Below are 13,406 nucleotides of genomic sequence, written 5' to 3'. Positions count from 1 at the left end.
TAAAACACTATCAGTAAGTTGGAGTCATTACCATATTTCCCGAGCCTTATCTGAAACGGTCATTACTCTATTAATATCAATAAACTGTTCATTTCACATGCAAAAGTTAAATAAATTAACAATTAGAAAACAAAACAAGATCAATTCAATGTCAAATCCCACACAACCACAGACGACTTCACACTTTTTGATTGCAGCATTCCCGGTTCATCCGCTATGTTGAAAAAATGGCTCAGCCATTGGTTTAATCCGTATTTTTATTGATTTCAATCAGCGAGGGTTATCCGTTTATTAGGCACATTCTCTCACCGTTTTATGCTTTTTTTAGTTTTTTTACTTTCTGGGCGTCAATGTGACAGGGGAAATAATGTTGACATTTATAGAACTCCTTATCGGAGTTATGGTTATTGTGGGTGTAGCGCGCTACATCATTAAAGGTTATTCCGCGACCGGCGTACTGTTTGTCGGTGGCCTGGTTTTACTGATTATCAGCGCCCTGATGGGTCATAAAGTTTTGCCCGGTAGTGCCGAAAGCACAGGCTACACAGCAACAGACATCGTTGAATACATTAAAATTTTGCTGATGAGCCGCGGTGGCGATCTCGGCATGATGATCATGATGCTGTGTGGTTTTGCCGCCTACATGACGCATATTGGTGCAAACGATATGGTGGTTAAACTGGCTTCCAAACCACTGCAATATATCAACTCACCCTATGTGTTAATGATTGCCGCCTACTTTGTCGCCTGCCTGATGTCACTGGCGGTTTCTTCAGCGACGGGGCTGGGCGTACTGCTGATGGCAACCCTCTTTCCGGTGATGGTTAACGTGGGTATCAGCCGCGGTGCTGCGGCGGCCATTTGCGCCTCCCCTGCCGCCATCATTCTATCCCCCACTTCTGGTGATGTGGTTCTCGCCGCCAAAGCCGCAGAAATGCCGTTGATCGACTTCGCATTTAAAACCACGCTGCCGATTTCCATTGCCGCCATTATCGGCATGGCGATTGCCCACTTTTTCTGGCAGCGCTATCTGGACAAAAAAGAGAACGTTTCTCACGAAATGTTAGACGTGGCCGAAATCACCACCACCGCGCCATCGTTTTACGCCATCCTGCCGTTTACTCCGATTGTCGGGGTTCTCATTTTTGATGGTAAGTGGGGACCGCAACTGCACATCATTACTATTCTGGTGCTGTGCATGCTTATTGCCGCAGTGTTGGAGTTTGTCCGCGGGTTCAATACCCAGAAGGTTTTCTCAGGTCTGGAAGTGGCCTACCGCGGCATGGCTGATGCCTTTGCTAACGTGGTAATGCTGTTAGTTGCCGCCGGAGTTTTCGCCCAGGGTCTGAGCACTATCGGCTTTATTCAGAGCCTGATCTCGATCGCCACCTCGTTTGGCTCCGCAAGCATTATTCTGATGCTGGTGCTGGTTATTCTGACCATGCTGGCAGCAATGACCACCGGCTCCGGTAATGCCCCGTTCTATGCCTTCGTTGAGATGATCCCAAAACTGGCGCACTCTTCAGGCATTAACCCCGCTTACCTCTCCATCCCGATGCTGCAAGCGTCGAACCTGGGGCGTACGATCTCCCCGGTATCTGGTGTGGTTGTTGCCGTTGCGGGTATGGCGAAGATTTCACCGTTTGAAGTGGTCAAGCGCACGTCTGTGCCGGTGATGGTCGGGCTACTGATTGTCATTATCGCCACGGAAGTGATGGTGCCCGCTACAACTGCCGTAATTGGGGGTTGATAGCGAACAAAATGTAGGCCGGATCAGGCGGTTACGCCGCCATCCGGCATTGCAACCGCATGTTGCCGGATGGCGATGCTAAAACATCTTATCCGGCCTTCGTCAGAAATCCGCATTTAGCCGCCATGGTAAATACGCTGCGGCCGCCCAACCTTCCCGTGAATAATCTCCGCAATAATCAAATGCCGGCTGGCACAGTACTCCAGATAACGCCTGGAGGTTGTGCGGCTGATGGTCAACGCCTGTGCAATGGTCTCCGCGGTATGGTGTACCGTCGGATCAGCGAATAATTTCAGCACCGCATTCAGCGTTAGCGCATCAATACCCGTAGGCAAATCCCCTTTTGGTTCACCCCGCGCATAAGCGTTAAACATTTCATCAATCTGCTTTTGACTGGCACTGTCGTTACCCGCCAGCATGCGTCTGCGCTGCTGATAACGCGTCAGCGTCTGCCCCAGTCGCTCGTAGGCAATCGGTTTGACCAGATAATCAAACGCCCCGCCGCGCACAGCCTCTGACACCGTATCCATGTCACTGGCAGCCGTAGTAAACACCACGCCGCCAGGGTAGCGTGCCTGAGTCAGCTCATGTAGAAGGGTAATGCCCTTACCGTCCGGTAAATAGTTATCCAGAAGAATCAGACCGGGCTTAAAACGCGCGATCATCATCCGCGCCTGCTCCAGGTTCCCCGCCAACCAAATCTGGCTGAAACCGGGTATATGGCGGATATATTCAGCATGCATCTCCGCCAGCAGCGTTTCATCCTCAACGATCAATAGCGTTAATGGTTCCGTCATCGTTTTTTTTCACTTTCGGAAGAAATAGAGAAAATAAAGTGCCGCAGGGGGAGTTATCTTCAAGCGTAATAACCCCATCACAGCGCCTCACATAACTTGCAATCAGATACAAACCGATGCCATGTTCGCCTGGTTCATCGGTACGGGTGCTCACACCCTGTTCAAATATTTTTTCACGTAACGCTTCCGGCACGCCGCACCCTTGGTCGGCGACTTCAATGATGACTTCATCCCCTTCATCACTCAGAAACAGTTCAACGACCTTATTCCCTTGCTGGGTACGTAAGCTGGCCTCAAATGCATTATCAAGCAGATTGCCAACAATTGCTGCAAACTCTGTGCTATCCAGCCCTTCGGGAAGTTGATTAAGTTGACTTCCGGGAACAATCGTCATTTTAAGCCCCAATTCCCGCGCACGCTGGACTTTACCAAACAGCAGACCGGCAACCTGGCGATCGGCAAAGGCACCGCGCAGGTCATCAATCAGCTGCTGCTGGGCCTGGGATTCCCCCTGCACCATCTCAAGCACGCGATCGTATTCTTTCATTTGCAGCAGGCCATTAATGGTCGACATCCAGTTCAGATGTTCATGACGCAGTGTTCTCAGGCTCTCAACATATTGTTTGATTTGTGTCAGTTGGGCATTGAGAGTGGCTATTTCATCTTTGCTACGAAAACTGATAATCGCCCCGAGTAATTCATCGCCGGAACGAATAGCCTCACGGTTGGCGATAACGCTTAGCCCGTTAAAATTCACCATCGCATCCTGACGTTGCTCCGCAATCTGCTGCGTAAAAAAGTCCGACGGATTAACAACCTCATCAATGGGTTTCCCCAACCACTGCCGCCCTGGCGACGGAAGCCCCAGCATTTTTCGCGCACTGCGATTGATAGCAGTTATGCACCCGTCCAGGTCAACGGCAATCAAGCCTTCGTATACCGAGCTAAATAACGCGTCCTGTTGGCGCACCACACGGGCAATTTGTTTGGGCTCCATTCCCAGCATCTGGCGGCGAATATGGGCGGCAAAAAACCAGGAGAGCAGCATCAGTAACAACAGCAGCAGAAGAAACACACCCGCCATCGGCAGTAAAAAATCCGATCGCCAACTGTCGATTTTACTGATCAAATAACCTATCGAAACCACGCCAATAATCTTGCCATCATCATCAAAAATGGGCGTTTTAGCGCGCATTGCCAACCCAATAGATCCCGTCCCGGTAATAAAGTAGCTTTCCCCATTTGCCAACGCACCGGGCTTGGTAAACTGCATTGGGTAGCCAATTTTTTGCGGATTCGGATGGTAGAGACGAATAGAGTTCTCATCACCGATCACCACATAATCGAAATCAGTCCCGCTCTGAAGCTTGTCGGCAATGGTCGCCAGACGCGTGTAATCGCGATGCTTCACCGCAGTGATGATACTGTCGTTAGAGGCGATGATTTTCGCCTGGTTCATTGCCATATCACGGACGTGCGTTGTCAGGTAGTCTTCAAAACTGGCGGTGAAGTATTTCGCCAGCGCGGCGATGATAAAAATGGAAACGACCAGGATCAGCAAGAAAATACGCAATGGAAACGCCAGTCTGCGGAAAAAAGAAAACCGTGTTTTATTTTTATGTTGTGACATAATTTTTCCTCAACGACGTTAACCGCAACTTATTTTTTTGTATTTGTAATGAAAATGTTTTATTTACAAGTCACGGCCTAAAATAGGATCGTTACAGATTCCCCACCTTAAATCAATTAAACAAATTAAAACCACGCGCTATTTCAGGGTTAAATTAATTAAAAAACTTAAAACCATAAAACACATAAAAACCTTCTAACGCATTGTGAAATAAATCAAAATTTACCTCTAAAATACCCCTTACGATGTATGCAGTAGGGAAAAAAAGAAATACTCCGTAATAAAAAAACCTTCCCTTCATTTGCAAACAAAACGTTATCAGGTTGCTAAGCCTGGCAACAAAACCTAAAAGCCAGTAACAAATATACCATCAGGACACTTTTTACTATGTTCGGTAATAATATATTCTCGCACGTGAAGCGCTCAGAAAATAAAAAGATGGCGGCTATCGCTCAATTTCTGAAAGAGAATGATTTGAGCGTGGATACGACCGTTGAAATATTTATCACCGTCACCCGTGATGACCGCCTGATTGCCTGCGGCGGTATTGCCGGAAATATCATTAAATGCGTGGCTATCAGCGAAACCGTGCGCGGCGAAGGCTTAGCCCTGACGCTCGCCACTGAGCTGATCAATCTCGCGTACGAGCGTCACTGTACGCATCTCTTCATTTATACCAAAACCGAATACGAAGCGCTGTTTAAGCAGTGTGGCTTCTCTACGCTGACCAGCGTACCGGGCATTATGGTGCTGATGGAAAACAGCACCACGCGTCTGAAGCGTTACGCCGAATCGCTGACAAAACAGCGTCGCGAAGGAAAAAAAATTGGCTGTATCGTCATGAACGCCAACCCTTTTACCAACGGTCATCGTTTTCTGATCCAACAGGCAGCGGCACAGTGCGACTGGCTACATCTGTTTCTGGTAAAAGAAGACACCTCACGCTTTCCGTATGAAGACCGTCTGGATCTGGTACTTAAGGGAACAAAAGATATTCCGCATTTAACCGTGCATCGCGGATCGGAATATATCATTTCTCGCGCCACGTTCCCGTGCTACTTCATTAAAGAGCAGAGCGTCATTAACCACTGCTACACCGAAATAGACCTGAAAATCTTCCGCCAGTATCTGGCCCCGGCACTTGGCGTCACGCACCGCTTCGTCGGTACCGAACCGTATTGCACCGTCACCTCCCAGTACAACAACGACATGCGCTACTGGCTGGAGACCCCAACGCTCCCCGCCCCACCGATTGAACTGGTGGAAATTGAGCGGCTGTGCTTCCAGGAGATGCCGATTTCCGCCTCCTGGGTACGCAAGCTGCTGGTTAAAAAAGATCTCACGGCTATCGCCCCTCTGGTTCCTGAAGCCACGTTGCACTACCTGCAAAACATGCTTGAGAGAACCTCGCCAGGCGCGGTAGTCCGCCAAAATACCCCCGCATTAGCAACAGGTGAAAAATGAAAATAAAGCAGGCAGCCGTCGCAGGCACTCTCGAGTCCGGTGATGTGATGATTCGCATCGCCCCGCTCGATACGCAGGATATCGACCTGCAGGTTAACAGTAGCGTTGAAAAACAATTTGGTGATGCCATTCGCACCACCATCCTCGACGTTCTGTCCCGCTACAACGTACGCGGCGTGCAATTAAATGTTGATGATAAAGGCGCACTGGACTGCATTTTACGTGCGCGACTGGAAGCATTACTGGCCCGCGCCAGCGGCATTCCGGCACTGCCATGGGAGGATTGCCAGTGATTTCTGAATCTTTGCAACAACGTAAATCCCGCACACGCCGTAGCATGTTGTTCGTACCGGGCGCCAATGCCGCAATGATCAGCAACTCGTTTATCTACCCGGCAGATGCGCTGATGTTCGACCTGGAAGACTCCGTCGCACTGCGCGAGAAAGATACCGCGCGTCGTCTGGTGTACCACGCGCTGCAGCACCCGCTGTATCACGACGTTGAAACCATTGTTCGCGTAAATGCCCTCGATTCTGAATGGGGTATCAATGACCTCGAAGCGGTCGTTCGCGGTGGCGCTGACATCGTGCGTTTACCTAAAACGGATACTGCGCAGGATGTTATCGACATCGAAAGCGAAATTCTGCGTATCGAAAACACCTGCGGTCGCGAACCTGGCAGCACCGGTCTGCTCGCTGCTATTGAATCACCGCTGGGCATCACCCGCGCCGTTGAAATCGCTCACGCCTCTGAACGTCTGATCGGTATTGCCCTGGGTGCAGAAGATTACGTGCGTAATCTGCGCACCGAGCGTTCGCCGGAAGGCACCGAACTGCTGTTTGCCCGCTGCTCTATTTTGCAGGCGGCACGCTCTGCGGGCATTCAGGCATTTGACACCGTTTATTCCGATGCCAATAACGAAGCCGGTTTCCTGCATGAAGCCGCACACATCAAGCAGTTGGGTTTTGACGGTAAATCGCTCATCAACCCGCGCCAGATCGACCTCCTGCACAACCTGTATGCGCCAACGCGCAAAGAACTGGCGCACGCCCGTCTGGTTGTAGAAGCCGCTGAAGCCGCCGCTCGCGAAGGCCGTGGCGTTGTCTCCCTGAACGGCAAGATGGTCGACAGCCCGGTTATCGAGCGCGCCCTTCTGGTTATCTCCCGTGCAGAACTTTCCGGCATTCGCGAAGAATAAGGCAAAAAAATGACGCAGAAAATCGAACAGTCTCAACGACAGGATCGCGTGGCGACCTGGAGCCGTCATGCTGAAAGCGACCTTTCCGCTTTCCACAGCAGCGCAAAAGTCGCGTTACAGGCGCAAAAACCCCGCGACAAAAAACTGTGCGCTAACCTGGAAGACGCTATTCGCCGTTCAGGTTTACAGGATGGAATGACCATCTCTTTCCACCACGCTTTCCGCGGTGGCGACCTGACCATTAACCTGGTGATGGATACCATTGCCGTCATGGGCTTTAAAAACCTGACGCTGGCGTCCAGCTCCCTGAGCGACTGTCACGCTCCGCTGGTGGAACACATTCGTCAGGGCGTCGTCAGCCGCATTTATACTTCCGGTCTGCGTGGTCCGCTGGCGGAAGAGATCTCCCGCGGTTTACTGGCTGAACCTGTGCAGGTCCACTCTCACGGCGGTCGCGTACACCTGGTGCAAAGCGGTGAGTTAAGCATTGACGTAGCCTTCCTCGGCGTACCGTCCTGCGACCAATTTGGTAATGCTAACGGCTACACCGGTAAAGCCTGCTGTGGCTCACTCGGCTACGCCCGTGTCGATGCCGATAACGCTAAACAGGTGGTCCTGCTGACCGAACAACTGCTGAGCTACCCGCATAATCCTGCCAGTATCACCCAGGATCAGGTGGATCTGATCGTGCAGATCGAGCAGGTCGGTGATGCGGACAAAATTGGCGCCGATGCAACCCGCATGACGACCAACCCGCGTGAGCTGCTGATCGCTCGCAGCGCGGCAGAGGTGATTGCCAATTCCGGCTACTTCAATGAGGGCTTCTCTTTGCAGACCGGTACCGGTGGCGCCTCGCTGGCCGTAACCCGCTTCCTAGAAGACAAAATGCGCAGCCGCGACATCCGCGCCGACTTCGCACTGGGCGGCATCACTGCCACCATCGTTGACCTGCATGAAAAAGGGTTAATCCGCAAACTGCTGGATGTACAGAGCTTCGACAGTGCCGCCGCAAAATCCCTAGCCCGCAATCCAAACCATATTGAGATCAGCGCTAACCAGTACGCTAACTGGGGTTCGAAAGGCGCATCGGTTGACCGTCTGGATGTCGTAGTGCTGAGCGCACTGGAAGTGGATACAAACTTCAACGTCAACGTGCTGACCGGCTCCGACGGTGTGCTGCGCGGCGCATCCGGTGGCCACTGCGATACCGCTGTCGGTGCTGCACTGTCGATTATCGTCGCCCCACTGGTTCGCGGTCGCATCCCGACGCTGGTTGATAACGTGCTGACCTGCGTCACCCCTGGCTCCAGCATTGACATCCTGGTCACTGACCACGGTATCGCCGTCAACCCTGCACGTCCTGAACTGGCTGAACGTTTGCAGGAAGCGGGGATGAAAGTGGTCTCCATCGACTGGCTGCGCGAGCGTGCACAGCAGCTTACCGGTCAGCCACGCGCCATCGAATTCACCGACCGGGTGATTGCCGTTGTGCGTTACCGCGACGGTTCAGTGATTGATGTTGTGCATCAGGTGAAGGAATAAGCCATGCACCTGCTCCCTGAACATGCCACCTGCCACGCGGTTTCTATTCCCGAGCTGCTCGCCAGCCGCGATGAGAGACAAGCACGCCAGCATGCCTGGCTCACCCGCCACTGCGCGCCACTGGTCTCTTTTACCGTGGTCGCACCGGGTCCGATTAAAGACAGCGAACTCACTCGTCGCATTTTTAATCACGGTATCACTGCCTTGCTCACGCTGGCGGAAAAATCGGGCTGGATAGTCAGGGAGCAATCTACGCGGGTTTCTGCCAGCGGGCCGGAAGGTCTGTTGTCTATAGAGGCCCCGGCACACGACCTCAAGCTCGCCACCATAGAGCTTGAGCATTCACACCCGCTGGGACGGTTATGGGACCTCGATGTCCTGACTCCGGAAGGAGAAATCCTGTCTCGCCGTCATTTTACGCTCCCTGCACGCCGCTGCCTGCTGTGCGAGCAAAGCGCAGCCGACTGCGCGCGGGGTAAAACCCACACGCTTTCCGAGTTACTTATTCGCATGGAGGAACTGCTGCATGATGCCGATTCCCGCAACATCGACTAAATCCGCCGTTCTTCCTCAGGATTTACCAGAAGCGTACGCGACGCTCGCGTGGCGTGCCATGCTGACGGAAGTCAACCTGTCTCCCAAACCCGGTCTGGTGGATCGTATTAACAACGGCGCGCACAAAGACATGGCGCTGGATGACTTTCACCGCAGCGCCGAGGCGATCCACGCCTGGCTGCCGCGTTTCGTCGAATACGGGGCCTTCAGCGCGCAACTGGTGCCTGAAGATGTGCTGAAAGGACTGCGTCCGGTGGGGATGGCCTGCGAGGCCGAGATGTTTCGCGCCACTGCCGGGGTTAACACCCATAAAGGCAGTATCTTTTCGCTGGGATTGCTGTGCGCCGCCATTGGTCGCCTGCACCAGCTCAGCCAGACCGTCACACCTGAAACCATTTGCTCTACAGCAGCAGCCTTTTGCCGCGGCCTGACCGAGCGCGAACTGCGCCAGAACAATCAACAACTCACGGCTGGCCAACGTTTGTATCAACAACTGGGATTAACCGGGGCTCGCGGTGAAGCCGAAGCGGGCTATCCATTAGTGATCCACCACGCGTTACCGCACTACCGCGCATTGCTGTCTCAGGGTCGCGATCCTGAACTGGCATTGCTCGATACCTTACTGCTGCTTATGGCAATCAACGGCGATACCAACGTAGCTTCCCGCGGTGGCGCTGAAGGTCTGCGCTGGTTACAGCAGCAATCTGCCACATTATTGCAGCAAGGGGGAATTCGCACCCCCGCCGATCTCAATTACCTGCACCAGTTCGACCAACAGTGCATTGAACGCAACCTCAGTCCTGGAGGCTGTGCCGATCTGCTGATTGTCACCTGGTTCTTAGCTCAGATTTCACAAGTTCATCATTATCACCATTAAAGATCCTTTCCGGAGAATCATTCATGTCTTTATCAAAAGATAGTATATGGAAGTTACTGGCCCCGCTGGTCGTCATGGGTGTCATGTTTCTTATCCCCGTCCCTGATGGAATGCCCCCGCAGGCCTGGCACTACTTTGCCGTGTTTGTTGCCATGATTGTCGGTATGATCCTCGAGCCTATCCCGGCAACAGCGATCAGCTTTATCGCCGTGACAATTTGCGTTATCGGCAGCAACTACCTGCTGTTTGATGCCACAGAACTGGCGGACCCCACCTTTCACGCCGGCAAACAGGCGCTGAAGTGGGGTCTGGCTGGCTTCTCCAGCACCACCGTCTGGTTGGTGTTTGGTGCGTTCATCTTCGCACTGGGTTATGAAGTCACCGGTCTGGGTCGTCGTATCGCGCTGTTCCTGGTGAAGTTCATGGGTAAACGTACCCTGACGCTGGGCTATGCGATTGTTATTATCGACATCCTGCTGGCGCCATTTACACCGTCGAACACCGCGCGTACCGGTGGTACCGTTTTCCCGGTTATCAAAAACCTGCCGCCGCTGTTTAAATCATTCCCTAACGATCCATCAGCACGCCGTATCGGCGGTTATCTGATGTGGATGATGGTGATCAGTACCAGCCTGAGTTCCTCTATGTTCGTTACCGGCGCTGCGCCAAACGTACTGGGTCTGGAATTCGTTAACAAAATTGCCGGTATTCAGATCAGCTGGCTGCAATGGTTCCTCAGCTTCCTGCCAGTCGGTATTATTTTGCTGATCGTTGCGCCGTGGTTATCCTACGTTCTGTACAAACCCGAAGTCACTCACAGTGCAGAAGTTGCCGCATGGGCCGGTGATGAACTGAAAACCATGGGTAAACTGACCCGTAAAGAGATGACCCTGATCGGTCTGGTGCTGCTGAGCCTGGGTCTGTGGGTATTCGGCGGCAAGCTGATTGATGCCACCGCCGTGGGTCTGCTGGCGGTTTCTCTGATGTTGGCTCTGCACGTGGTACCGTGGAAAGACATTACCCGCTATAACAGCGCATGGAACACGCTGGTCAACCTTGCCACCCTGGTGGTAATGGCCAACGGCTTAACCCGTTCCGGTTTTATCGACTGGTTCGCTAACACCATGAGCTCACACCTGGAAGGCTTCTCACCTAACGCGACTGTGATCGTGCTGGTACTGGTGTTCTACTTTGCTCACTACCTGTTTGCCAGCCTGTCTGCGCATACCGCGACCATGCTGCCAGTAATTCTGGCGGTCGGTAAAGGGATCCCGGGCGTGCCAATGGAGCATCTGTGTATTCTGCTGGTGCTGTCCATCGGTATCATGGGTTGTCTGACACCGTATGCCACCGGCCCTGGCGTGATCATCTACGGCTGTGGTTATGTGAAGTCCAAAGACTACTGGCGTCTGGGCGCCATCTTCGGCGTTATCTATATCGCCATGCTTCTGCTGGTCGGCTGGCCGATTCTGGCAATGTGGAGCTAATCGTACTTCTTAGTCCTTAGCAAAAACGCGTAACGAAAATGATGCCGCTCAGCTAAACCTGAGCGGCTTTTTTTATGATTTAATAGATGACATTCAGAAATTATATAAGTATCCGAATTCATCATGACATCGACATGGCGTTATTGCTCTTTGCTGACGGCACTTCTGCTGCCGGTTTCTGCGGCCCAGGCCGAACAACTTCAGGCAAAACAGTACGGTGACTTTGATCGCTATGTGCTGGCGCTCTCCTGGCAAACCGGTTTTTGTCAGAGCCAACACGAACGTAATCGTCAGGAACCCGACGAATGCCGCCTGCAAAAAGAAACCGCAAATAAAGCAGATTTCCTGACCGTTCACGGTCTGTGGCCTGGCCTGCCAAAATCGATTGCCGCCCGCGGTGTAGATAATCGTCGGTGGATGCGCTTTGGCTGCGCCACACGCCCTATACCAAACCTGCCGGAGGCTCGTGCCAGTCGCAAATGCGCCGCGCCAGAAACGGGGCTTTCGCTGGAAAGCGCCGCAAAACTGAGCGCTGTGATGCCCGGCGCTGGCGGAACATCGTGTCTCGAACGTTACGAATATGCCAAGCACGGCGCCTGTTTTGGTTTCGATCCTGACGCGTACTTTGGCACTATGGTGCGAATGAATAGCGAGATAAAAAATACCGAACTCGGCAAATTTATTGCCGACAATTACGGACAAACCGTCAGCCGCAACGCATTTGACGACGCCGTCGCGAAAACCTGGGGTACAAAAAGCGTGAAGGCAGTGAAGTTAAGCTGTCACGGTAATCCGGCCTACCTGACTGAAATCCAGTTTACGCTCAAGGCAGCCACCATTAATGCCCCGCTTTCCGCAGCATCGTTCCTGCCGCAAGCGCATCCTGGAAACTGCGGCAAGCAGTTTATCCTCGACAAAGTCGGTTATTGATCGCCTGAATGTGAACTAAATCACTTCAAACCTGGGGTAAGTCTCAGTATCATCATAAAAGCTAAACCCTTGCCGCCTGACGGTGAGGGTTTTCTTTTGGGATTATTTACCTGCGCACCCGCAGTATCGACGACATGGAGTAATAAATGTCCAGACCAACTATCATCATTAACGACCTCGATGCTGAGCGCATTGACCGCCTGTTGGAGCAACCTGCGTTTGCGGGTTTACCGATTGCTGACGCCTTAAACGCCGAGCTGGATCGCGCCCAAATGTGTTCTCCAGAAACCATGCCGCACGATGTCGTCACCATGAACAGCCGCGTGAAATTCCGCAATCTGAGCGATGGTGAAGTCCGAGTGCGTACCCTGGTGTATCCGGCCACGATGACCGACAGCAGTACTCAACTGTCGGTGATGGCCCCGGTAGGTGCTGCCCTTCTGGGTCTGCGCGTTGGCGACACGATCCACTGGGAACTACCAGGTGGTACATCAACCCATCTCGAAGTCATCGAACTTGAGTACCAGCCTGAAGCTGCGGGCGACTACCTGCGCTAACTCTGTTATAGCAAAGCTACTCGCTTTATCTTACAGGGGATGCTTACGCATCCTCTTTCCGATGATATCCCCGCCCCTCATTGACATTATTGCTGCTTTCCCTTTCCTGCTCGCAAAACATAAATCTGTGTCGTGACTGACAGAATCATTTTTAATACTATGCTGTTATGTGTTCATGTAATGACAAGGAGAATGTTTATGTACAACACAATCATAATGCCTGTTGATGTATTCGAAATGGAACTAAGCGACAAGGCTGTTCGCCATGCAGAATTTCTGGCACAGGAAAATGGGATTATCCATCTTCTGCATGTGCTTCCTGGCTCCGCCAGCCTGAGCCTGCATCGTTTTGCTGCTGACGTTCGCCGTTTTGAGGAACATCTGCAGCACGAAGCGGAAACCCGCCTGCAAACGATGGTCGGTCACTTCAGTATTGATCCTTCTCGCATCAAACAGCACGTTCGCTTTGGTAGCGTACGTGATGTAGTCAACGAGTTGGGCGAAGAGCTGAACGCCGATGTGGTGGTCATTGGATCGCGCAACCCATCAATCAGCACCCATCTGCTGGGTTCTAACGCCTCCAGCGTAGTCCGCCACGCCACCCTGCCGGTGCTGGTCG

At 52.5% G+C, this 13,406-nt stretch carries 13 protein-coding genes; 11 read left to right on the top strand and 2 right to left on the bottom strand.

Annotated features, from left to right (window positions below; translation table 11 throughout):
* Positions 1-367: 367 nt before the first annotated feature.
* Positions 368-1,750: an anaerobic C4-dicarboxylate transporter DcuC gene (gene dcuC, locus FDX01_RS18910; protein WP_096757907.1), complete on the top strand. Its 1,383-nt coding sequence runs from the start codon at positions 368-370 to the stop codon at positions 1,748-1,750.
* Between the two features lie 116 nt (positions 1,751-1,866).
* Here the strand turns inward: dcuC and dpiA are convergent, their stop codons facing one another.
* Both dpiA and dpiB read right to left on the bottom strand, forming a co-directional pair.
* A complete protein-coding gene (gene dpiA / locus FDX01_RS18905; RefSeq protein WP_096757908.1) occupies positions 1,867-2,547 on the bottom strand; it encodes a two-component response regulator DpiA in 681 nt (226 codons plus the stop codon).
* Positions 2,516-4,177, bottom strand: coding sequence for a sensor histidine kinase DpiB (dpiB, locus tag FDX01_RS18900; protein ID WP_137400283.1), 1,662 nt, complete (start codon positions 4,175-4,177; stop codon positions 2,516-2,518). Before dpiB ends, dpiA begins: the two co-directional genes overlap by 32 nt.
* A gap of 387 nt (positions 4,178-4,564) precedes the next feature.
* Here dpiB and citC point away from each other — a divergent pair, with 387 nt between their 5' ends.
* The 10 genes from citC to uspG form a co-directional block, all read left to right on the top strand.
* The gene (gene citC, locus FDX01_RS18895) at positions 4,565-5,641 is read left to right on the top strand and encodes a [citrate (pro-3S)-lyase] ligase (protein WP_115259108.1); all 1,077 of its coding nucleotides are present in this window, start codon (positions 4,565-4,567) and stop codon (positions 5,639-5,641) included.
* Positions 5,638-5,934 carry a citrate lyase acyl carrier protein gene (gene citD, locus FDX01_RS18890; RefSeq protein WP_096757911.1) on the top strand — a complete coding sequence of 99 codons (297 nt, stop codon included), beginning with the start codon at positions 5,638-5,640 and terminating at the stop codon, positions 5,932-5,934. The genes citC and citD overlap by 4 nt, the downstream gene beginning before the upstream one ends.
* Positions 5,931-6,839, top strand: coding sequence for an aldolase/citrate lyase family protein (locus tag FDX01_RS18885; protein WP_137400282.1), 909 nt, complete (start codon positions 5,931-5,933; stop codon positions 6,837-6,839). Before citD ends, FDX01_RS18885 begins: the two co-directional genes overlap by 4 nt.
* Before the next feature lie 9 nt (positions 6,840-6,848).
* On the top strand, positions 6,849-8,381 hold the full coding sequence (gene citF, locus FDX01_RS18880) for a citrate lyase subunit alpha (RefSeq protein ID WP_115259110.1): 1,533 nt from the start codon (positions 6,849-6,851) through the stop codon (positions 8,379-8,381).
* A gap of 3 nt (positions 8,382-8,384) precedes the next feature.
* Positions 8,385-8,936 (top strand): citrate lyase holo-[acyl-carrier protein] synthase, encoded by a 552-nt coding sequence (gene citX / locus FDX01_RS18875; protein ID WP_135912400.1) that lies wholly within the window; start codon positions 8,385-8,387, stop codon positions 8,934-8,936.
* Positions 8,908-9,813 carry a triphosphoribosyl-dephospho-CoA synthase CitG gene (gene citG / locus FDX01_RS18870; RefSeq protein ID WP_115259112.1) on the top strand — a complete coding sequence of 302 codons (906 nt, stop codon included), beginning with the start codon at positions 8,908-8,910 and terminating at the stop codon, positions 9,811-9,813. Before citX ends, citG begins: the two co-directional genes overlap by 29 nt.
* A gap of 23 nt (positions 9,814-9,836) precedes the next feature.
* Complete coding sequence (gene citT, locus FDX01_RS18865; RefSeq protein ID WP_115259113.1) at positions 9,837-11,300, top strand: citrate/succinate antiporter CitT; 1,464 nt, start codon at positions 9,837-9,839, stop codon at positions 11,298-11,300.
* A 123-nt stretch (positions 11,301-11,423) separates the two neighbouring features.
* Positions 11,424-12,230, top strand: coding sequence for a ribonuclease I (rna, locus tag FDX01_RS18860; protein ID WP_137400281.1), 807 nt, complete (start codon positions 11,424-11,426; stop codon positions 12,228-12,230).
* A 146-nt stretch (positions 12,231-12,376) separates the two neighbouring features.
* Positions 12,377-12,787, top strand: coding sequence for a nucleoside diphosphate kinase regulator (gene rnk, locus FDX01_RS18855; RefSeq protein ID WP_003022104.1), 411 nt, complete (start codon positions 12,377-12,379; stop codon positions 12,785-12,787).
* Between the two features lie 198 nt (positions 12,788-12,985).
* The coding region (uspG, locus tag FDX01_RS18850) for a universal stress protein UspG (protein WP_137400284.1) at positions 12,986-13,406 on the top strand (421 nt) is incomplete at its 3' end.

This window comes from Citrobacter sp. wls613, from assembly GCF_005281195.1.
In the GTDB taxonomy this organism is placed as follows: domain Bacteria; phylum Pseudomonadota; class Gammaproteobacteria; order Enterobacterales; family Enterobacteriaceae; genus Citrobacter; species Citrobacter gillenii.
The sequence above is the reverse complement of the archived record's forward strand: the minus strand, read 5'-3'. Positions and strand labels throughout refer to the sequence as shown.